Origin of the sequence: Agrobacterium leguminum (genome assembly GCF_015704895.1) — a bacterium.
GTDB classification, from domain to species: domain Bacteria; phylum Pseudomonadota; class Alphaproteobacteria; order Rhizobiales; family Rhizobiaceae; genus Agrobacterium; species Agrobacterium leguminum.
Window position 1 is genome coordinate 76,009 of record NZ_JADQWB010000007.1, and the last position, 21,983, is coordinate 97,991.

A 21,983-nucleotide genomic window follows, 5' to 3' on the forward strand; every position below is an offset into this window, starting at 1 on the left:
CGTCTTCCTGAACTCAGGAAAAACGTCCCGGACGGAAAGGATCGACCGAGATTTCCGTCTCCTCGCCGCTGGCCAGTTGCGTCACCAGACGGGCGGTTGCTGCCGATTGTGTCAGCCCCAGATGGCCATGGCCGAAGGCATAGATGACGGAGGGCGTGGCGCGTGCCGTGCCGATGACGGGAAGACAGTCCGGCATGGACGGGCGGAACCCCATCCATTGTTTCCCGCCTTCCAGTTTGAGGCCGGGCAGGAAGCGTCCCGCTTTCTTCAGCATGGCTTCCGCACGGCGGAAATTCGGCTTCAGTTCCAGCCCGCCGAGTTCGACCGCGCCGCCAATGCGGATGCCCGTCGATAGCGGAGTGACGACGAAGCCATGGTCGTTGAAATAAAGCTGGCGCGTCAGGTTGAAAGCCTCGGGGGAAAGGGTGGTGTTGTAACCACGTTCGGTTTCCAGCGGCACGATGTTGCCAAGCGTCGCGGCAAGTTTTCTCGACCAGGCGCCGCAGGCGATCACCACTTTGTCGGCATCGATCTTGTCGCCATTTTCCAGCGTCACGATCGTACTTTCGCCCACGGCGTCGATGCGTTCGGCCTCGCCTTTGCGCAGGCTGGCGCCGCGGGCGATTACCAGATCGAAAATGGCGCGGGTGAAATCGTAAGGGTCGGAGACCTGCAGGCCATCCGGCGAAAACATGGCATGGCGGAACTGGGGCGCGAGACCCGGCTGCAGTTCCTCGATTTCGGGGCGGCCGACGCGCTGAAAGGTGAAACCGGCGCTTTCCTTTTCGTCCCAGTCCCTGCGGGCAGCATTGAGACTTGCCTCGCTGTCATAAAGATCGAGCGTGCCGGTTTTCGAAACGAGATGCGAAAGTTCCGGCATCGCGGCGACATGGGCCATTTCCATGGCAGCCAGCCGGTTTATGTCGGTGAGTGATTTCAGCCCATGGCGAAAGTTGCGCTCGGCGCTCGCGCGCCAGAAACGCCACAGCCAGGGTGCGATCTTTGCCGCATAGGCCGGCGGCACACTGAGCGGGCCGAGCGGATCGAACAGCCAGCGCGGCGCTTTTTTCATGATGCCGGGAGCGGGAATGGGGATGATTTCGGGGAAGGCCAGAATGCCGGCATTGCCGGAACTCGCGCCCCGGGCAACCTCGCCGCGCTCCAGCAGCACCACCTCGCGTCCGGCATTCTGCAGATAAAGCGCCGCCATGGAACCGATAATGCCGGTGCCGATCACCAGCACATCGCATTTCAGGGTTTTGGTCATCGGCGCTCCTGCAACACAAATCTTTCAACCCCGCATAACAATGAATGCCGCCCCGATGAAAGGCCGTATCGTGTTGCCGGCGCAGAAATATCAGCACTGTGGCAAATAAGCGGTCCGAAATAGACAAGGCGAATATATTCGCGATGAAGCATACCGGCAGTCGATTGAGGCTCCGGATCAATAGTTATAGTTCATTATTAATCGCTATTTAACGGTGTCCGGCTAGTTTCGCGTTCAGGCGGGCCGACCGTTTTTCATCTCTATATTTCGAGGGTGGAACAGGTCTGCATATGGATTACTGTTTGAGGGTTCAAAAAGATGTCTCACTTTTCCAAACTCGGTCTGGATGCTTCTGCGGTGCTTGATGCGCTGAGCCGCTCACAGGCCATCATCGAGTTCGATCTGACCGGCAAGATTTTGAAAGCGAACGATAATTTCTGCAAGGCCGTCGGCTATCAGCAGTCTGAAATCGTTGGGCGTACCCACAGCATGTTCCTGTCCCCCGAAGATGCGGCCTCGCCTGAATACAAGAGCTTCTGGGCGAAGCTGTCGCGTGGCGAATACGATCAGGGTCAGTATCGACGTCGGGCCAAGAATGGCGACGAAATCTGGATCGAAGCTTCCTACAATCCGGTGTTCCGTTTCGGTAAGCCCTACAAGGTGGTCAAGATTGCAACCGACATCACCTCGATCAAGCGCAAGAGCGCCGAGGATGACGGGAAACTGGCGGCGCTCTCCCGCGCGCAGGCCATGATCGAATTTACGCCGGACGGAAAAATCCTCAGCGCCAACGAAAATTTCCTCTCGACGCTCGGTTACACGGCGGAAGACATCGTCGGCAAACATCATTCGATGTTCTGCGAGCCGGCCTATGTCCAGTCCCAGGACTATCGGGATTTCTGGAAGGAACTCGGAAAGGGCCATTTCTCGACGGGGCAGTTTATGCGCCTTGGCAAGGATGGCAAACGCGTCTTCATTCAGGCCTCCTATAATCCGATCATCGATGATCGGGGCCGCGTCTTCAAGGTAGTGAAATTCGCTTTCGATGTGACGGACCGGATGCATGCGGTCGAGGAACTTGGTGCTGCGCTCGAGCGGCTTTCCCAATGCAATATCCGTATTACGCTGGACAAACCTTTCGTCGGCGAGTTCGAACGGCTGCGTTGCGATTTCAATAAATCCATCGCCGAATTCCAGAAGACGCTGGAAAACGTTCTCGGGCAGACCGGAGACCTGACCCGCAGCAGCCAGGAAGTCAGCGAAGCCTCCGTCAATCTCGCCGAACGTTCGCGTGAGCAGGCGGTGGCGCTTGAGGAAACTTCGGCAGCACTCGAAGAAATCACCGCGACGGTCCGTTCGTCGACAGAAAATATGAAAGAGACACGCAAGCTCGTTCAGAGCGCGCGGACATCCACCGTGGCCTCCACCGAGGTCGTGGAGCGAACCGTCGATGCCATGCAGCGTATCGAGACGGCTTCGCGGGAAATCAGCCAGATCATCGGTGTGATCGACGAAATCGCCTTCCAGACGAACCTGCTGGCGCTGAATGCCGGCGTGGAAGCTGCACGTGCGGGTGAAGCGGGCAAGGGTTTTGCGGTGGTGGCGCAGGAAGTGCGCGAGCTGGCGCAGCGTTCCGCCAATGCCGCAAAGGAAATCAAGGCGCTGATCAACAATTCCGGCACCGAGGTTCTGGAAGGCGTCAGGCTGGTGGGCGAAACCGGCGAAGCGCTGAAGCAGATCGACGCGCTGGTCAGGCACATTGACGGCAATGTCGACATGATCGCCAAGGCGGCGGACGAGCAGGCTGTCGGCATCAGCGAGATCAACAAGGCGGTCAACCGGCTGGACCGGATGACACAGGAAAACGCCGCGATGAGCGCCCGTACCACGGTGATCAGCACGACGCTGGCGCAGGGTGCGGATGCGCTGGCGCAGCTTGTTAGCCTGTTCAAGCTGAACCGCCGCACGGTTCAGCGGGAAGACGGATCGTCCACCCGCTCGGATACTCCGAATACGGCCCGGCGCGACCAGACGTCGGCACGGGCGGCCGCGTAAAGGAGCGGGCTCAGGCCCGCTTCAGCTTGAGAATGAGATTCGGTGGATGCGGATGCCTTTGAACGGGCATCCGCATGGCTTTTTCACCGCAGCGCCGGTCGTTCGATACCGAGGTGGTCGCGCAGCGTCGAGCCTTCGTAATCCTTGCGGAACAGGCCGCGCTCCTGCAGCAGCGGAACGACCTCGCGGTTGAATTCCTCCAGCCCGCCAGGGAAGAAGGGCGGCATGACGTTGAAGCCATCGGCCGCGCCGTTTTCGAACCATTCCTGCATGCGGTCGGCCACATCCTTGGCTGTGCCCATGACAATATGGTGGCCGCGGCCGGCGGCGACGCGCAGCGCAAGCTCCCGGATCGTCAGCTTTTCGCGGCGCGCCAGTTCGGTCAGGAGTTCGGCGCGGCTGCGCAGCTGGTCGGAAATCGGCAGGTCCGGCAGCGGGCCGTCGAGATCGTAATCAGTGAGGCTGTGGCCGATGCGTTCTTCAAGCAGCGGCATGGCGCTCTTGATATCGGTCCAGCGGTTCAGTTCCTTCAGCTTTTCGCCGGCCTCTTCGAAGCTTCTGCCGATGATCGGCATGAAGCCGGGCATCACGGCGACGCTGGCCGGATCGCGGCCGAACTTCTCCACGCGCGCCTTGAGGCTGGTATAGAAGGCCTGCGCTTCGGAAATCGCCTGCTGGGCGGTGAAGACGATATCGGCGGTGCGGGCGGCGAGATCCTGCCCCGGACCGGAAGATCCGGCCTGGATGAGAACCGGGTGGCCCTGCGGCGAACGCGGAATATTGAGCGGTCCCTTGACCGTGAAATATTTGCCCTCGTGGTTGAGGATATGGACCTTTTCCGGATCGACATAACGGCCCGCCTGCTTGTCCTTGACGAAGGCATCGTCATCCCAGCTGTCCCACAGGCCGCGAACGACATTCACATATTCTTCCGCCACCGCATAACGTTCGTCATGCTCGGGATGGTCCTTGGAAAAATTGGCCGCCGTGCGGGCATAGGAGGTGGTGACGATGTTCCACGCCGCGCGGCCGTGGCTCAGATGATCGATGGAAGCGAAGGCGCGGGCGGTGTGGTAGGGCTCGCCATAGGTGGTGGAGGCGGTGGCGGCCAGCCCGATCTTGTCGGTGACCATGGCCAGTGCGGCAAGCAGGGTCAGCGGCTCGAAACGGGCGATCATCGAGGGATGGGCGTCGACGCCGCTGGTCAGGCCGTCGGCCAAGAATACCATGTCGAACTTCGCCGCTTCGGCCATTTTCGTCACACGGGTAAGCAGATCGAAATTCTCGCTGCCGGCCTCCGCATCGGGGTGACGCCAGCCGGAAACGTGGTGCCCGGCGCCCTGCAGGAAAAGGCCGAGATGCATCTGTCTTTTGCGTGTCGTGGTGGTCATGGGGATCATGCCTTCATGTCGGTCGAGTTATATTTGCGATACCAGAAGCGTTTCGAGCTTCTTGAGGTCGGCTGCGGTTTTCATGGACCGCACCAGTGCCGGAATGCCGGCGAATTTCTCATTGCCGCCGGTCGCGTCGGCAAATTTTTCGGTCGGGTCATCGATGCCGGGGAGGCCATCGACACGGCGCGACAGCACCGTGCCGTCCTTCTTCGTCACGTCGATGACCACGAACCGGGTGGTCGGATCGGGCGAGAGGCGGCGGGCGGTCTCGTCATGCCGGCGCGAGACTCTGGCGGAAAGGGCAAGCAGGTCGGCGCGCGTCGGGCGCTCATCGAAATGGCCGATGCCGAGCGCTCCATCAGTTAGCGCTGCGGCAAAGACATATTCGGCGCTGAAGCGTGCATCGATGCCGGTCGTGGGCGTGGCCGGTCCGACGAGGGCGGCATCGCCGCCCGGCGGGAAGGTGATGGTGACAGTTTCGATCTCATCCGGCGTCAGATCATTGCTGTTGCGCAGCGCCAGCGCGCCGACGGCAACGGGATGGCTGGCGGTGCAGCAGGGAAAGGCCTTGAGGGTGAGGCCGGGCGAGACGATCTGCCAGGGTGCGCCCCAGCCGGAGAGAACACGTTTCGGCTGCTCGGCGCCGAAGGCGTAGGCGGAATAAAAACCGATGGGGTTTTCCAGAAAATCCGGCGCGCCCTGAAAGCCCGATCGCGCCAGCCGCGCGGCGGTAAGGCCGGCACGTGTGGCGAGCCCGGCATGCAGCGGCTTGGCGTCATAACCGAATTGCAGACGAAGCCCAGCCGATTGGGTGGCAGCGAGGCCGAGCGCCACGGCCGTGGTTTGCGGATCGAATTTCAGGAGATGGGCAATCGCCGCCGCGGCACCGATGGGGCCGAGCGTGGCGGTGGCGTGGAAGCCGTTTTCGTAATGCTTGGTGCCGAGCGAGAGGCCGAGACGCGCCATGGTTTCCAGCCCGACGATATAGGCGGCGATGAAGGCGTCCGCCGTGGAGCCCTCTTCGACCGCGATAGCCAGCAAAGCGGGAATGATGGCAACGGTCGGGTGGCCGCGCACACTGCCATGGACATCGTCATAATCAAGCACATGCCCGGCGTGGCCGTTGATGAGGGCGGCGGTAAAGGCATCCGTGCGCAGATCGTGGCCGATAATGCCCGCCGTACCTGACGTGCCGGGTGTGAAGCTGTCGATCAGGATTTTCGTGCTTCTGTCGGCAGCGCCGCCCAGCACGCAGGCGAAAAAATCGATCAGCGCCGTGCGGGCGATGGCCACTGCCTCGTCGTCGCGTAAAGGATCGGAGGCGGCAATCGCTTCGGCGAGATGAAGGGTGAGTTTTTCGTCGGCGGCCATGGCATCAAATCCCTTCGCCGTCATTGACCCGTGCCACCTGTCCGCCGAGCCCCTTGACGAAGGCGTTGATGCGCGGATTGGTCGACTTGTAGAAGATGTGCTCCGGCGTGCCCTGATCGACGATCAGGCCGTTTTCGGTGAAGACGATATTGTCGCTGATTTCTTCCGCAAAACGCATTTCATGCGTGACGAGAATGCTGGTCATGCCGTCATTGACGAGATCGCGGATGACGGCGAGCACTTCGCCCACGGTTTCGGGGTCGAGTGCGGAAGTGACCTCATCGAACAACACCAGTTCCGGCCGCATGGCAAGCGCGCGGGCAATCGCCACGCGCTGCTGCTGGCCGCCGGAAAGCTGGCCGGGATAGGCATCGACCTTCTGGGAAAGACGGACCTTTTCCAGCAGTTCGCGGGCATGGCGCTCGGTTTCCGCCTTCGGCGTGCCGAGAATCTTGATCGGCGCGATGGTGATGTTTTCCATCACCGTCAGATGCGGAAAGAGGTTGAACTGCTGGAAAACGATGCCGATGCGCTTGCGCAGCGCAATGCGCTCCGCCTCGGTCTTCAGCTGGTCCACCCGCGTGCCGCCGACGGTGATCTTGCCCGATTGCGGAATGAGCAGGCCGTTGATGCAGCGCAGGATGGTCGACTTGCCGGAGCCGGAAGGGCCGATGATGGAGACGGCATCGCCCTTGTTGACCGTAAGGTCGATGCCCTTCAGGACCTGATTGTCGCCGAAGGACAGGTGTATGTCTTCCAGTTCAACCAGAGCTTTTGCGGCGGTTTGTGGTGCGGGTGCGGACATGGCTTGTTCCAATCAGCGGGAAGCGAAGCGCCGCTCGAGGCGCTGCGTGAAACGGGAGACGGGATAGCAGAACAGGAAGAACGCCATCAGAACGGTGAGATAGACCACGACGGTGAAATCGTTGCGCTGCACGGCGGTGCTGGCGTCCGTCGCGGCGTGCAGAAGCTCATGCACGCCCACCAGCGAGGCGAGCGCTGTGCCCATGGTGATTGACGCATAGAGGTTCATCCATGGCGGCAGCGAGCGCTTCACGCACTGCGGCAGGATGATCCAGCGCAGTGTCTGGTTGCGCGAAAAGCCCAGCCCCTGCGCCGCTTCCCATTGCGCTGTCGGGATCGACTGGATGGCGCCGCGGGTGATTTCGGCGATATGGGCGCTGGCCGGAATGGCGAGACCGACGACGGCCTTGATCCAGTCCGGGAAGGGAATGTAGTTGCCGAAGGCGACGATCTCGAAAGGGAAGATGTAGGTCGCGGCAAAGATCAGCACCAGATGCGGGGCGTTGCGGAATATCTGCACATAGGTCAGCGCCGGCGCCCGCACGAGGCGGTAGGGCGCAAGCTCCATGATGCCGAGCAGGACGCCGATGAAGGTGCCGATGGCAATCGCAAGGATGCTGATCAGCACATTCATGGCAAAACCCTTGGCCAGATAGGGCAGCCATTGCAGCAGCACCTGGCCGAGCGAGGGATCGAGGATCAGCCACAGAATGACTGATATCAGCACGCCGAGCAGCAGAATGGTGCCGAAGGGCGGCTTCTTTACCGCCTGTGTTGGAGAAACCACCGCACTCATTGACCGAACCCCGGAACCGCAAGACGCCGTTCAAGCCAGAGACCGGCTCTTGCGACGATAAAATTGATGACGCTGAAGAAGATCAGGATGACGATCATCAGCTCGACCACATTGTCGCGCTGCGTCCAGATCAGGATCGAGGCATAGGTGATTTCACCCACCGCAATTGCCGAGCCGACCGTGGTGAGCTTCACCAGATTGACGAGGTTGTTGATGATGGAGGGCAGTGCCGTGCGGATGGCCAGCGGAAACTCCACATAGCGTAAAATCTCGAAGGAGCTGAAACCGATCGCGCGCGCCGCCTCGATGGTGGTGGCCGGTACCGCTTCGATACCGCCGCGCAAGGCCTCCGCGTGGAAAGCGGCAATGTGCAGGCCGGTAATGGCGACGACCCAGAAAAAGGGTGTCAGCGGATTGTTCTGCGCGCCGCCCAGCGCATTGGAAATCAGCATGTTGAGCACAAGGAAACCGCACATCAGCTGCACCAGCGTCGGCGTGTTGCGTGTCAGTTCCACATAGGCGCGCACGGGGCCGGCGAGCCACACCTTGCCGGATGTCAGCATGGCCGCGAAGATGAAGCCGAAGACGAGGCTGAGCGGCAAAGTGACGGCGACGAGGATCAGCGTCATCTTCATGCCGTCGAGCCAGATCTGAACCTCGTAACCGCTGTTCAGAAAATCATAGTTGAGGCCGAGATGCGCGGCCAGTTCTATGAAGCGCGCTGTAAATCCATCCTGCATCGGAAATCCATGCTGTTGTCGCGGGTGCGCCGCCCTGCAGGCGGCGCCAGAATGACCTGTCTTGCTTTAAAGCAGAAAAGAACGGCGGGCGAAACCGGCCGTTCCTGATGGTCATAGGAAATCACTCCGCCTGTTCGGCATCATCCTCACCCTGCGGTGAGGACAGGCAAGGAACGGAGAGACCCTGCGCCTGTCTTATTGCGCCGAAAGCTTCTTCTGCTGCTCTTCCATATAGCCGATGCTCGGCAGACGGTTGGCCTTGGCGAATTCGAGCATCTTGCCGGAGGCGTGCAGTTCCTTGACGATCTTGTCGAGAGCGGCCTGCGCGTCGCTTTCGCCCTTGCGCAGCCAGATCACAGAATCAGACGGGATAAGGTCGGTGGGGATGAGGATGCCGTAATCCTTCCACTCATCGGCGCGGTCCTGAAGCATCAGACTCAGCGTGCCGTTGACGTGAACGGAGACGTCGCAATTGCCGCCCTTGAGAGCCAGCAGCGATTCCGGCTGGCTCGGCAGCGCCTTTACCTGAGCGCCATATTGTTCGATCAGCGGCTGGGTGTAGTTCGAGCCTTGCGAAACGCAGGCGATCTTGCCCTTCAGATCCGACCAGTCCTTGATGCCACTGTCCTTGCGGCCGATGGCGGCGCCACCCTGGCGGTCATAGGGGGTCGGTACGTAATCGAGCGTTTTGGCGCGCTCTTCCGTGTACTGCATGTTGGCGATCAGAATATCGACCTTGCCCTGCTGCAGGAACTGCACGCGGTTGGGCGGGGTCACGGTTTCGGTGACCAGCTCGACACCGAGTCCGGCGGCCAGCGCCTTGGCGACGTCGATGTTGAGGCCCTTCTGCTCCTGCGTCTTCGGATCGATGAAACCGAAAGGCGCGCCGGAGAGGATGACACCGACGGTAAGCTTGCCGCGACCCTTGATGCGGTCGAGCGTTGCATCCGCGTAAGCGGCAGTGGCCATCGAAGCGATGACAACGGTTCCGGCGATGAGTTTTGCGGCAAATTTGGAGAAAGAGAGGGCCATGGGTATTTCCTTTTGATTGTAGGTGGAAACTACATGAGGCACCCGCCAAGAGCGAGAATTGGCATTGCGTGAAAAATAGTATGAATAAAATCCGGTTCCAATAAATCTTTTGGAGGGAAAAATTATCCTAATAATTTGAGATCGTAGAATCTTGTTCTTTGCTTCCGCTATTTTATGTCTGGCCGTGAGGGCGGGAGGATAATCAAGATGCCGTGTGTGGGCCAAATGGCCACAGGGAGAGCGAGCGAATGCCGCTTGTTTCTTCTCCCCGCCGGGGAGAAGGTCGCGGCAGCGGGATGAGGGGGCAAGCTCTCGGTTTATAGCCAACGTCGCCCCCTCATCCGACCCTTCGGGCCACCTTCTCCCCGGCGGGGAGAAGAAACGTGCCGCAAACGTTCCGCCCCTGCCGTCACCGTCCGGCGTTATAGGCCGCAATTGCCGCCATATTAACGATATCGCTGTCCTTCGCCCCCATCGAGGTGATCTGTACCGACTTGTCGAGGCCGACGAGAAGCGGGCCGATGACGGTTGCGCCGCCCAGTTCCTGCAGCATCTTGGTGGAGATGGAAGCGGAATGGATGGCGGGCATGACCAGCACATTGGCCGGGCCGGAAAGCCGGGCGAAAGGATACTGGCTCTGCATGCGGTGATGGTTCAGCGCCACATCAGCCGACATTTCGCCGTCGACCTCGAAATTGACGTTGCGCCTGTCGAGGATTTTCACCGCCTCGCGCACCTTGTCGGAGCGTTCGCCGGTCGGCTGGCCGAAGGTGGAATAGGCGAGCATGGCAACGCGCGGCTCGTAACCGAAACGACGGGCAAGGCCGGCTGCTTCTTCGGCGATATCGGCAAGGTCTTCCGCATTCGGCATATCATGCACGGCGGTATCGGCAACGAAGACGGTGCGGTTGCGCGAGACGACCAGCGAAACGCCGATGACGCGATGGCCAGGCTTGGTGTTGATGCAGCGGCGGATATCTTCCAGCGCCGTTGAATAGTTACGGGTAACGCCTGTCACCACGGCATCCGCATCGCCCATAGCCACCATGCAGGCGGCGAAATGGTTGCGGTCGTTGTGAACCAGACGCTGCACGTCGCGCAGCAGGAAACCGCCGCGCTGCAAACGCGCATAGAGATAATCGACATAGGCATCGACGCGGCTGGAAAGGCGGGCGTTGGTGATCTCGATATTGGCGCGGTCGAGATCGATGCCGGCGCGCTCCGCATTGGCCTTGATGATATCGTCACGGCCGAGCAGGATGGCGGTGCCGAGGCCCTGCGCGGTGAACGAAATCGCCGCGCGCATGACCTGTTCTTCTTCGGCTTCCGCAAAAACGACCCGCTTCGGCGAGCGGCGCACGCGCTCGTAAAGGCGCTGCGTGGTGGAGGCCATCGGGTCGCGGCGGGCGGAAAGCTCGCGGGCATAGGCGTCGAGATCGGGCAATTCGCGGCGGGCGACGCCGGTTTCGATGGCGGCTTTGGCCACGGCCACCGGAATGGCCGAGATCAGGCGCGGATCGAAGGGAACCGGAATGATATATTGCGATCCGAAGCGCGGGCGGTTGCCCTGATAGGCGGCGGCCACATCGTCAGGCACATCCTCGCGGGCAAGATCGGCGAGCGCCTGTGCCGCCGCGATCTTCATCGCGTCGTTGATCTGGCTGGCGCGAACATCGAGAGCACCGCGGAAGATATAGGGGAAGCCGAGGACATTGTTGACCTGGTTCGGGTAGTCCGAACGCCCGGTCGCCATAATGGCGTCGTCGCGGATGCGCGACACTTCTTCCGGCGTAATTTCCGGGTCCGGATTGGCCATGGCGAAGATAATCGGCTTCGGCGCCATGGAACGGATCATCTCCTCGCTGAAGGCGCCCTTCTGCGACAGGCCGAACACCACATCCGCACCCTTCATGGCTTCCGCCAGCGTGCGGTTGTTGGTTTTCACCGCGTGGGCGGATTTCCACTGGTTCATGCCTTCGGTACGGCCTTGATAGATCACGCCCTTGGTATCGCAGAGCGTGATGTTTTCAGGGTTGAACCCCATGGCCTTGATGAGGTCCATACAGGCGATTGCCGCCGCACCCGCACCGTTGCAGACGAGCTTCGTCGTCTTGAAGTCGCGGCCCGTCAGTTCGATGGCGTTGATGAGGCCGGCAGCGGCGATGATGGCGGTGCCGTGCTGGTCGTCATGGAAAACGGGAATGTCCATCAACTCGCGCAGGCGGCTTTCGATGATGAAACATTCCGGCGCCTTGATGTCTTCCAGATTGATGCCGCCGAAGGAGGGGCCGAGGTAGCGCACGCAATTGATGAACTCATCGGCGTCTTCGGTGTCGACCTCGAGATCGATGGAATCGACGTCGGCGAAGCGCTTGAAAAGGACCGACTTGCCTTCCATCACGGGCTTGGAGGCGAGTGCGCCGAGATTGCCGAGGCCGAGGATGGCCGTGCCGTTGGAGATGACCGCAACCATGTTGCCGCGTGTTGTATAGTCGTAAGCGGTCGCCGGATTTTCGGCGATGGCTTTCACCGGCACGGCCACGCCCGGCGAATAGGCGAGCGACAGGTCCCGCTGCGTCGCCATCGGTTTGGTCGGGGTGATTTCCAGTTTCCCCGGTCGGCCTTCCGCGTGGAAATCCAGGGCTTCCTGATCCGTAACCGATGTTCTGGTGCTGGCGGGTTTCGTCGTGTCGGACATGGGCTGAGCGTGCTTTCGTGTCGATAACAGTGTAAAAATATCCGCCGTTGTTATTGTATTTTTCGCGCCCCTGCCAAGCCTTGAATGTTGTTCAGTGCAGCAAATTTAAGCGTGATGAAATTTGCGGCCGATTCAATCGATTAATTCCCCTGGTTCGCGTCAGAGGCTTGGCCGATAGGCCTGTCGGGCCATGTTCACGAAGGCTTCGACATGCAGGGCGAGGGCGCCGCGCCTGACGACCAGCACACAATCGGACCATGCATCGGCGCTCTCCAGCGGCACGCCGACAATGCCTCTTGCGGAGCGCACCGTGGTTTCCGGCAGGATGGAAATGCCCGCGCCGGCCTCCACGAGCGCGAGGATCGTATTGACGTTGGCGATGCGCATGCCGATTTCCGGCGCACAGCCAGCATCCTCGAAAAGCGAAAGTGCGCTGCTACTGAGGCCAAGACCGATCTCGTCAACCGGCAGCAGTAGTTTTTCCCGCACGATATCGTTGACCGAAATCCGGGAGCGACCGGCGAGTGCGTGACGTTCCGGCAGGGCGACGCAAAGCCTCGAGCGATCGAAGGGCATGGCCCGCAGGGTCTGCGGTAGCGAGGGAAGGGGCGCGCGGATGAAGGCGACGTCGGTCTTGCGTGTCGTCACCTGCTCGATCAGCTGTTCCATTGTCATGCCGGGCAACAGTTCCAGCGTCACATCCCTGTGCTCATCGCCGTAGCGGGTGATCAACGCCGGAAGTTTGCGCTCGGCCATGACACTGGTGCCGTAACCGATGCGCAGCGTGCCGAGCTGGCCGCGCCTGATCTGCTGCGCCTTTTCCAGCGCGCCCTTGGTACGGGCGAGGATTTCTTCCGCCTCGATGAGCATAGACTGACCGGCCGGGGTGAGTTCGACGCCGCGATTGATGCGATGAAAGAGCTTGAAGCCCAGATTTTCCTCCAACTGGCGGATGCGTTGTGTCACGGCGGGCTGGGCGATGCCGAGCTGCAGGGCGGCGGCGCGAAAGTTCCTGGCCCTTGCGGCTTCCACGAATATTGTGAGCTGGCGAATATCCATCGGCGGACAGGTCTTTGTGTTGAGGGGCTTGGTGTGGTATAAGTACAGCTTATCAAAATTGCCCATCTTGCGCATTGTCATCTTGTCGCAGGCGACGTTATACCGCAGCCAGTGTTTCGGTCGTCTTTGCCGCTTTTGCGGGGTTTGGCGATGCGGACCGGGGAGGATTTGTTCAAGCACCTTGTCCGCCGTCCATGGGACCGGCGGTTACCTGCAGTGAATGGGTCAAAATGACAGTCACGATGGAAGTCTTCCCCACTATTGTTCCCCGTTCAGCCGCGCCGCCTCTGGCGCAACTTCGTCTGGCCGCAGTGGCGGTGGACTGTCCGGGCTTTGCCGGACACTGAACGATCATCGGGCGTCAGCCTTATGGGCGGCTCTTCCAAACGGACATTCTTTCATGGGTAATCCAGCAACTTCATTATCGTTCCCAGCCAGATTATGGCTGTTGGTGCTCGGCGCGGTCATCGTTGCCGCAGGCCTGTTCTTTGCCATTGGCGGCGGCCAGCTCGTGGCCCTTGGCGGCAGCCTTTATTTCATCGCGGCGGGTATCGGGCTGATTGTCTCCGGCCTGCTCATCCTGCTGCGCAAGCCTGCCGGCGCGCTTCTCTTCGGCCTCGTCTTCGTTCTCACCGGCGTCTGGGCGGTGTGGGAAGCCGGGTTGCACTTCTGGCCGCTCATTTCCCGTCTTCTGGCGATGGGTGTCGGCGCCACGGTCGTTGCGCTCTCCTATCCGCTCTTGCGCCGCGCGGCCGGCAAGGCCCCGGCATATGGCTCTTCTTTCACCATCGCCGCCATTCTTGCCATCGCTTCCGGTGCCGGTTTTGCCGGCATGTTCGTGCCGCATCCGACCGTCGCCTTCAATGGCGAGGCGGCCGCGCTGACGCCGGTAACTCCGGAAACGGAGCAGAAGAACTGGGAGCATTACGGCAATACATCCGGCGGCAGCCGCTTTGTCGCGCTTGACGAGATCACGCGTGATAACGTCAAGAACCTTGAAGTCGCATGGACCTATCATACCGGCGACACCCCCATCAGCCCCGGCGCGAATGGTGCGGAAGATCAGGAAACACCGCTGCAGGTTGGCGACACCGTGTTCCTTTGCACGCCGCACAATAATGTCATCGCCCTCGATGCCGATACCGGCGCTGAGAAGTGGAAGACGGAAATCAACGCGAAATCCTCCGTCTGGATGCGTTGCCGCGGCCTTGCCTATTTCGATGCGAAGGCGCCGCTGAAGCAGCCGACTGCGCCGGGCGCAACACCTGTCACGCCGGCGGTGGTGGCTGAAGGCGCGCTTTGCCAGCGCCGCATTCTGATAAACACCATCAATGCCGAATTGATCGCGCTCGATGCAGATACCGGCGCATTCTGCCCGGATTTCGGCACCAATGGTCGCGTCGATCTGAAGATCGGCCTCGGAAATGCGCCGGACCCGCAATATGTTCTGACCTCGGCTCCCACTCTTGCCGGCACCACCGTCGTTGTCGGCGGCCGTATCGCCGACAACGTGCAGGTGGACATGCCCGGTGGCGTGATGCGCGGTTTCGATGTGGTGACCGGCGCGCTTCGCTGGGCCTTCGACCCCGGCAACCCGGAGATCACCGGACTGCCGCCCGAAGGGCAGACCTACACGCGCTCCACACCCAACGTCTGGGCATCCATGTCCTACGATCCGGAGCTGAACACCGTCTTCATGCCGGTCGGCAGCCCTTCGGTGGATTTGTACGGCGCGACGCGCACGCCGCTCGACCATAAATATGGTGCTTCGATGCTGGCGCTCGATGCCACCACCGGTCGGGAAAAGTGGGTCTACCAGACGGTTCATAACGACCTCTGGGATTTCGATGTGCCGATGCAGCCAAGCTTCATCGATTTCCCGAAAGCGGATGGAACGACTGTTCCGGCACTGGTTTTCGGCACCAAGGCTGCCCAGATCTATGTCCTCGACCGGGCGACCGGCCAGCCGCTGACCAAGGTGGAAGAGGTTCCCGTCAAGCCTGCCAATATTCCGAACGAGCCCTATGCGCCCACACAGCCGCGCTCGGTCGGCATGCCTGAGATCGGCGCGCAGACCCTGACGGAAGCGGACATGTGGGGTGCTACCCCATTTGACCAGCTTCTTTGCCGCATCGCCTTCAAGGGCATGCGCTACGAAGGGCTTTATACGGCGCCGGGTACGGACCTCTCCCTGTCGTTTCCGGGCTCGCTCGGCGGCATGAACTGGGGCGGTCTTTCGACGGACCCGACGACGAACACCATTTTCGTCAATGACATGCGCCTCGGCCTCTGGATTCAGATGAAGGAAGCCGCGCCCAGCAAGGCGACGGCAAGCGGCGGCGAAAGTGTCAATACCGGCATGGGCCTCGTGCCGATGAAGGGCACGCCCTATGCCGTCGACAAGAACCGTTTCCTTTCGGCTCTCGGCATTCCCTGCCAGGCTCCGCCCTATGGCACGATGACGGCCATCGACATGAAGACCCAGAAGATCAAGTGGCAGGTGCCTGTTGGCACCGTCGAGGATACGGGTCCGCTCGGCATCAAGATGGGCCTGCCCATCCCGATCGGCATGCCGACGCTCGGCGGCACGCTTGCCACCCAGGGCGGTCTCGTCTTCATCGCCGGCACGCAGGATTATTATCTGCGCGCCTTCGATACGGCGACCGGCAAGGAAGTCTGGAAGGCCCGCCTTCCGGTCGGAAGCCAGGGCGGCCCGATGAGTTACAAGTCTCCGAAGACAGGCAAGCAATATGTGGTCATCTCGGCCGGCGGTGCACGCCAGTCGCCCGATCGCGGCGACTATGTGATCGCCTATGCGCTACCGGATTGATCCGGACGGTTCATCGTTTTGAAAAGAAGCTCCGGGGCATGGTCCCGGGGCTTTTTCTTTGCCTGTGGTCGGTTTGAGCGGCCATTCCGTGCGGAACCTCGCATTCCCGCTTGCGTTAGGAAAACGGGCCTGCCGGCAAATGCCCCCGCCGTTCACCAAGCTTTCACAAGGCGAATTTATGAGCTTGCGCTTATCCGCCCGTGAACCGATGATGGCGGTATTTCGAAATATGTATATTGTCCGGCGCGCCGGGAAATTTTTAGAGTTGGAAAGGTTTTGTTGTGAAGGAACACTCTCGAAAGATCACGCCGGTTCTTCTGGCCGGCGGTGCTGGTTCGCGGCTTTGGCCGGTATCGCGCGATCAGTTGCCCAAGCAGTTCCAGCCGCTGGTCGGCAATCTTTCGACCTATCAGCAGACGCTGCAGCGGGTGGGCGACAAGGGGCTTTATGCCGAGCCGCTGGTGATCACCAATGAGGATTTCCGTTTCTTCGCCCGCCGTCAGGCCGAAGAGATCGATCTGCCGGCAACCGTGGTGCTGGAGCCCGCCCGCCGCGACAGCGCCGCCGCCATGGCCGCCGCCGCCGTGCTGGCCGAGCGCCGCGAGCCCGGATGCCTGGTGCTGGCGCTTGCCGCCGATCATGTGGTGCTCGATGCCGACAAGTTCTCCGACGCCGTGAAACTCGGCGCAAAAGCCGCCGATCAGGGCAATATCGTCGTCTTCGGGCTGGTGCCGACCGAACCGCGCACCTCCTACGGTTATATCAAGCCGGGCGAGGCGATCGACGGCGAAAAAGACCTCAGCGCCGTCGACGCCTTCGTGGAAAAGCCGGATATGAAGACGGCGATCTCCTATCTGGAAAAGGGTTATCTCTGGAATTCCGGCAACTTCCTGTTCCGCTCCGATGTGATGATCGCCGAACTGAAGGCCTTCGCCCCGGAGATTCTTGCGGCGGTGACGCAGGCGGTCGAGCAATATGAAAGCGACCTCGGCTTCGTGCGCCTGCATCAGGCAAGTTTCGAGGCCTCGCCGAAAAACTCCATCGACTATGCGGTGATCGAGAAGACCAAACGCATGGCGGTGGTGCATGGCCATTTCCGCTGGTCGGATATAGGCAGCTGGGATGCGATCTGGGAGATCGCCGACAAGCGCGGCAACGACAATGCGCTGGAAGGCAACGGCGTCTTCATCGATTCCGAAGGCTGCCTCATCCATTCGACGCAATTGCTGACGACGGTGGTGGGCGCCAAAGACATGGTGGTGGTGGCCACCAAGGATGCGGTTCTGGTGGTGCCGAAAAACCGGGTGCAGGATGTGAAGGGTCTGGTGGAGACGCTGAAGGACGGCGAACACGCACCGCAGACGCAAAGCCACAAACGCGTCTATCGCCCCTGGGGTTATATCGAACACATGTATGTGGACGAGCGTTACCGGGTGGGCCACATCACGGTCGATCCCGGCCACCGCATCTCGTTCCAGAAACATTATCATCGCTCGGAACACTGGATCGTCGTCAAGGGCACGGCGACGGTGACGATCGGCGAAGAGACGAAGTTGCTGACGGAGAACCAGTCGGTCTATATCCCGATCGGCCAGCCGCACCGGCTTGCCAATGAGGGGCAGATCCCGCTCGAACTGGTCGAAATCCAGACCGGAGCCTATATCGGCGAGGATGATGTCATCCGTATCGAGGACGATTATAAAAGGCAATAGAACTGCCCCAGCGCCGAAGGTTTAGGGAAGGTGAGCGGATAGTTGTCCGGCTCGCCTTTTCGGCTCAGGAGATCAGCGCGTTCACGCAATGGGCAAGGGCATGGGAAAGCATCGCTGCCTCCAGCCCCCGACGCCAGAACAGCCATCCGAACAGCAGGCCGGGAATGAAATTGGTGAGCAGGACTGCAAGGATCAGCGCCGCTTGCGGTTGAGCGACAATCGCAAACAGAAACGGCAGATGACCGGCGGCGAAGAGTGCCGCCGCCAGAAGGATGGCGGCCCACAAAATCACCGGTCGAATCTGTTCTCTTCCTGTCATGCGCCAGAACGCCCAGGCGAAAAACGACATCAGGCCCCATCGGGTCAATAGCTCTTCCGTGATCCCGCCATAGAGAATCCGGGTCACCAGCGGGACATTAAATGCGGTCATTCTTGCCACGGTGGCCGCATCCGCGACCGATGGCAGGATCGCCGATGAATAGGCGATCATCAGCAGGCCGACGGCAATGCCCACGGCCAGTGCGGGCGGCACCTGTGTTCGCAGCACCGCTCGCGGGTTGCCACCCGTCAGCCAGCTATCGACCAAGGGCGCGCCAAGCCCGAGTTTTGCGGCCAGAGCCTGACCGGTTGCAGCCGCCGCGATGGTCAGCATTGCCGGCTGGATGAGGATCAGCAGGCGCATTCCGAATGAAAGTTGCTGTCCCGGTACAAGCTGTTCAAATGTCGCCAATAAAAGCGATGCGACACCGGCCAGTCCGATGACCAAAAGAATATGCCAGCGCTTCATGGTCTCTTCACCTGTTTTCCTCGCTGCGAAGTTTTGTAAGAGACTGGCATTGCGTGTGGATTACGCAGCGCAATCCCCTGTGTCGCAAGCTTATTCGGCGCATTTTCCAATGGTTCGAAATGCCTCCTGAGGGCGCTGTGAGATTCGTATTTTAGGCGGTTGCCTAATCAAAAATCTTCGCATACGTTCCAACTGCAACGTTTCAGTGAGGGAGGAGACTCATGCGAATGCGTGTTATTTCTGCGGCCTTTTTGGCCAGCGTCATGATTCCGGCGGGTGTCGCCGGGGCCACCGATCTTGAGGTGACCCATTGGTGGACATCGGGCGGCGAAGCCGCAGCGGTGGCCGAACTGGCCAAGGCTTTCGACGCCACCGGCAACAAATGGGTGGATGGCGCGATTGCCGGTTCGGGCGGCACGGCCCGTCCGATCATGATCAGCCGCATCACCGGCGGCGACCCGATGGGCGCGACCCAGTTCAACCACGGCCGTCAGGCGGAAGAGCTGGTGCAGGCAGGTCTGATGCGCGACCTGTCCGATGTTGCCGCAAAGGGCAACTGGAAGGACGTCATCAAGCCGGCAAGCCTGCTCGACAGCTGCACCATCGACGGCAAGATTTACTGCGCGCCGGTCAACATCCATTCCTGGCAATGGCTGTGGCTTTCCAATGAAGCCTTCAAGAAGGCGGGCGTCGAAGTTCCGAAGAACTGGACGGAATTTGTCGCCGCCGCGCCGGCGCTGAAAAAGGCTGGCATCCAGCCGCTCGCGCTCGGTGGGCAGGCATGGCAGGCCAACGGCCTGTTCGACACGCTGACGCTTTCGATCGGCGGCAAGGATCTTTATCAGAAAGTCTATGGCGACAAGGATGCCGAGGCGGCAGCCGGGCCCGAGATGGCGAAGATTTTCGCGGCTGCCGTCGAGGCGCGCGATATGGCCAAGGGCACCAATGTTCAGGACTGGAACCAGGCCACCAACATGGTGATCACCGGCAAGGCCGGCGGCCAGATCATGGGTGACTGGGCACAGGGTGAATTCCAGCTTGCCAACCAGAAGGCCGGCACGGATTACACCTGCCTGCCGGGTCTCGGCCTCAACGATTACATAACCACCGGCGGCGACGCTTTCTATTTCCCGCTCCTGAAGGATGAGGCGAAATCCAAGGCGCAGGATGTGCTGGCCGAAACCATCGTCGATCCGAAAACCCAGGTTGCTTTCAACCTCAAGAAGGGTTCGCTGCCGATCCGTGGCGACGTCGATCTCAACGCCGCCAATGACTGCATGAAGAAGGGTCTCGAAATTCTGGCCAAGGGTAATGCGCTGACCAGCACCGACCAGCTGATTTCCGCCGATACGCAGAAACAGAAGGAAGACCTGATGGCGGAATTCTTCGCGGGCTCGATGTCGGCGGAAGACGGGCAGAAGCGCTTCGCGGACATTATCGGTTCGGCGGACTGAGTGTGATCTCTCCGGGTGGGAAAGCGGTTCGCCGCTTTCCTTTCCAGCGTCCTGCCTGTGCAACAATCACCAGCACGGGCAGGGGTTTCATGCGGTGAGGCTTTTGCCTGACTGTTGACTGTAACGTTACAGGATGAGGTAACATGGCGGGTCAAGCGCGCTCGGGGCGCCCCAACCAGCTTTTCCGCAATCTCAATTCCAAGATTGCCTCCATTCCCATGATACTGACCGCCATGGTGATCTTCCTCGGCGGAACGATCTGGACCGTGGTTTATTCCTTCACCAATTCAAAGCTTCTGCCGCGCGCGAGTTTCATCGGTTTCGATCAATATGAGCGGCTGTGGGCAGCACCACGCTGGATCGTTTCCATCCAGAATCTGGCGATCTACGGCATTTTGTCTTTGATTTTCAGTCTCGTCATCGGCTTCGTGTTGGCGGCGCTGATGGATCAGAAAATCCGTTTCGAAAACACCTTCCGCACCATTTTCCTCTATCCTTTCGCCCTGTCCTTCATTGTCACAGGCCTCGTCTGGCAATGGCTGCTGAACCCGGAATTCGGCATCCAGTCCGTGGTTCGCTCGATGGGCTGGGAAAGTTTCACCTTCGATCCGCTCTATAACTCCCAGATCGTCATCTACGGTATCCTGATCGCGGCACTCTGGCAGGGCACGGGGCTCGTCATGTGCCTGATGCTGGCCGGTCTTCGCGGTATCGACGAGGACATCTGGAAAGCGACGCGCGTCGACGGCATTCCGATGTGGAAGACCTATATTCTCATCATCATTCCCATGATGCGGCCGGTCTTCATCACCACGCTGGTCATCATCGCCAGCGGCATCGTCAAGGTCTACGATCTGGTGGTGGCGCAGACCAGCGGCGGGCCGGGCATCGCTTCTGAAGTGCCGGCGAAATATGTCTATGACTACATGTTCCAGGCGCAGAACCTGGGGCAGGGCTTTGCCGCCTCGACCATGATGCTTCTGACTGTCGCCATTATCATCATTCCATGGGCCTACCTCGAATTCGGAGGCAAGAAGCGTGGCTAATATCAGCACATTAAACACGGTCGTGGCCGCCACCGATGCGGTTGCCAAAGATCTTTCCGGCCCGCGCGGCAGGAAGCCGAGGAAGACCTTTTCCCGCCGCAACATCATTCTTTACGGCACGCTGTTCGTGGCTGCTGCCTATTATCTGCTGCCGCTTTACGTGATGGTCGTCACCTCGCTGAAAGGCATGCCGGAAATCCGTCTCGGCAACATCTTCGCGCCGCCGGTGGAAATCACCTTCGAGCCGTGGGTGAAGGCCTGGGCCAATGCCTGCACGGGCTTGAACTGCGACGGACTTTCGCGCGGCTTCTGGAATTCCGTGCGCATCCTCGTGCCTTCGGTGGTGATCTCGATCGTCGTCGCTTCCGTCAGCGGCTACGCCATGGCCAACTGGAAGTTCAAGGGGTCGGAGCTGTTCTTCTCGATCCTCATCATCGGCGCTTTCATACCCTATCAGGTGATGATCTATCCGATCGTCATCGTGCTGCGGGAAATGGGCGTTTATGGCACGCTGACCGGTCTCGTCATCGTGCACACCATCTTCGGCATGCCGATCCTGACGCTGCTGTTCCGCAACTACTTCGCCTCGCTGCCGGAAGAACTGTTCAAGGCGGCGCGCATCGATGGCGCGAATTTCTGGCAGATCTATTTCCGCATCATGCTGCCCATGTCGCTGCCGATCTTCGTTGTCGCGATGATCCTGCAGGTGACCGGTATCTGGAATGACTTCCTGTTCGGCGTGGTGTTCACGCGGCCGGAATATTATCCGATGACGGTGCAGCTCAATAATATCGTCAACTCCGTGCAGGGCGTGAAGGAATATAACGTCAACATGGCCGCAACCCTTCTGACGGGTGCCGTGCCGCTGATCGTTTATTTCGTCTCCGGCAGGCTTTTCGTCCGCGGCATTGCCGCAGGCGCAGTAAAAGGTTGAGCTA

At 60.3% G+C, this 21,983-nt stretch carries 16 protein-coding genes; 6 read left to right on the top strand and 10 right to left on the bottom strand.

Going from position 1 to position 21,983, the window contains the following annotated elements; all coding sequences use genetic code 11:
• Positions 1 to 13: 13 nt before the first annotated feature.
• Positions 14 to 1,267, bottom strand: coding sequence for an NAD(P)/FAD-dependent oxidoreductase (locus I3J13_RS12645; protein ID WP_142780472.1), 1,254 nt, complete (start codon positions 1,265 to 1,267; stop codon positions 14 to 16).
• A gap of 318 nt (positions 1,268 to 1,585) precedes the next feature.
• Between I3J13_RS12645 and I3J13_RS12650 the strand changes: the two genes are divergently transcribed.
• Positions 1,586 to 3,322: a methyl-accepting chemotaxis protein gene (locus I3J13_RS12650; protein ID WP_080854536.1), complete on the top strand. Its 1,737-nt coding sequence runs from the start codon at positions 1,586 to 1,588 to the stop codon at positions 3,320 to 3,322.
• A gap of 83 nt (positions 3,323 to 3,405) precedes the next feature.
• Here I3J13_RS12650 and I3J13_RS12655 read toward each other — a convergent pair whose 3' ends face one another.
• The 8 genes from I3J13_RS12655 to I3J13_RS12690 all read right to left on the bottom strand — a co-directional run bounded on the left by I3J13_RS12655 (position 3,406) and on the right by I3J13_RS12690 (position 13,291).
• Positions 3,406 to 4,722, bottom strand: a complete 1,317-nt coding sequence (locus I3J13_RS12655; RefSeq protein WP_020813290.1) for an LLM class flavin-dependent oxidoreductase — start codon at positions 4,720 to 4,722, stop codon at positions 3,406 to 3,408.
• A gap of 18 nt (positions 4,723 to 4,740) precedes the next feature.
• Complete coding sequence (locus I3J13_RS12660) at positions 4,741 to 6,087, bottom strand: MmgE/PrpD family protein (protein WP_196379014.1); 1,347 nt, start codon at positions 6,085 to 6,087, stop codon at positions 4,741 to 4,743.
• A gap of 4 nt (positions 6,088 to 6,091) precedes the next feature.
• Entirely contained in the window at positions 6,092 to 6,892 is an 801-nt protein-coding gene (locus tag I3J13_RS12665) for an amino acid ABC transporter ATP-binding protein (RefSeq protein WP_196379015.1), read from the bottom strand.
• A gap of 12 nt (positions 6,893 to 6,904) precedes the next feature.
• Positions 6,905 to 7,687: an amino acid ABC transporter permease gene (locus I3J13_RS12670; protein ID WP_059753232.1), complete on the bottom strand. Its 783-nt coding sequence runs from the start codon at positions 7,685 to 7,687 to the stop codon at positions 6,905 to 6,907.
• The gene (locus I3J13_RS12675) at positions 7,684 to 8,427 is read right to left on the bottom strand and encodes an amino acid ABC transporter permease (RefSeq protein ID WP_003524557.1); all 744 of its coding nucleotides are present in this window, start codon (positions 8,425 to 8,427) and stop codon (positions 7,684 to 7,686) included. Before I3J13_RS12675 ends, I3J13_RS12670 begins: the two co-directional genes overlap by 4 nt.
• Before the next feature lie 195 nt (positions 8,428 to 8,622).
• On the bottom strand, positions 8,623 to 9,459 hold the full coding sequence (locus I3J13_RS12680; RefSeq protein WP_196379016.1) for a transporter substrate-binding domain-containing protein: 837 nt from the start codon (positions 9,457 to 9,459) through the stop codon (positions 8,623 to 8,625).
• Between the two features lie 409 nt (positions 9,460 to 9,868).
• Complete coding sequence (locus tag I3J13_RS12685) at positions 9,869 to 12,157, bottom strand: NADP-dependent malic enzyme (RefSeq protein ID WP_003524555.1); 2,289 nt, start codon at positions 12,155 to 12,157, stop codon at positions 9,869 to 9,871.
• A gap of 159 nt (positions 12,158 to 12,316) precedes the next feature.
• Positions 12,317 to 13,291, bottom strand: a complete 975-nt coding sequence (locus tag I3J13_RS12690; RefSeq protein WP_196379017.1) for a LysR family transcriptional regulator — start codon at positions 13,289 to 13,291, stop codon at positions 12,317 to 12,319.
• Between the two features lie 325 nt (positions 13,292 to 13,616).
• On the opposite strand from I3J13_RS12690, the gene I3J13_RS12695 reads away from it, so the two are divergent.
• Together I3J13_RS12695 and I3J13_RS12700 are read left to right on the top strand one after the other, a co-directional pair.
• The gene (locus I3J13_RS12695) at positions 13,617 to 16,046 is read left to right on the top strand and encodes a glucose/quinate/shikimate family membrane-bound PQQ-dependent dehydrogenase (RefSeq protein WP_196379018.1); all 2,430 of its coding nucleotides are present in this window, start codon (positions 13,617 to 13,619) and stop codon (positions 16,044 to 16,046) included.
• Positions 16,047 to 16,327: 281 nt separating this feature from the next.
• A complete protein-coding gene (locus I3J13_RS12700) occupies positions 16,328 to 17,758 on the top strand; it encodes a mannose-1-phosphate guanylyltransferase/mannose-6-phosphate isomerase (protein ID WP_196379019.1) in 1,431 nt (476 codons plus the stop codon).
• A 64-nt stretch (positions 17,759 to 17,822) separates the two neighbouring features.
• On the opposite strand, the gene I3J13_RS12705 is transcribed toward I3J13_RS12700, so the two are convergent.
• Positions 17,823 to 18,545, bottom strand: coding sequence for a CPBP family glutamic-type intramembrane protease (locus I3J13_RS12705; RefSeq protein WP_196379020.1), 723 nt, complete (start codon positions 18,543 to 18,545; stop codon positions 17,823 to 17,825).
• A 221-nt stretch (positions 18,546 to 18,766) separates the two neighbouring features.
• On the opposite strand from I3J13_RS12705, the gene I3J13_RS12710 reads away from it, so the two are divergent.
• The 3 genes from I3J13_RS12710 (at position 18,767) to I3J13_RS12720 (ending at position 21,979) form a co-directional block, all read left to right on the top strand.
• Complete coding sequence (locus I3J13_RS12710; protein ID WP_196379021.1) at positions 18,767 to 19,999, top strand: ABC transporter substrate-binding protein; 1,233 nt, start codon at positions 18,767 to 18,769, stop codon at positions 19,997 to 19,999.
• Between the two features lie 143 nt (positions 20,000 to 20,142).
• Positions 20,143 to 21,045 carry a carbohydrate ABC transporter permease gene (locus tag I3J13_RS12715; RefSeq protein WP_080854544.1) on the top strand — a complete coding sequence of 301 codons (903 nt, stop codon included), beginning with the start codon at positions 20,143 to 20,145 and terminating at the stop codon, positions 21,043 to 21,045.
• Positions 21,038 to 21,979, top strand: a complete 942-nt coding sequence (locus tag I3J13_RS12720) for a carbohydrate ABC transporter permease (protein WP_003525110.1) — start codon at positions 21,038 to 21,040, stop codon at positions 21,977 to 21,979. The genes I3J13_RS12715 and I3J13_RS12720 overlap by 8 nt, the downstream gene beginning before the upstream one ends.
• Positions 21,980 to 21,983 lie beyond the last annotated feature (4 nt).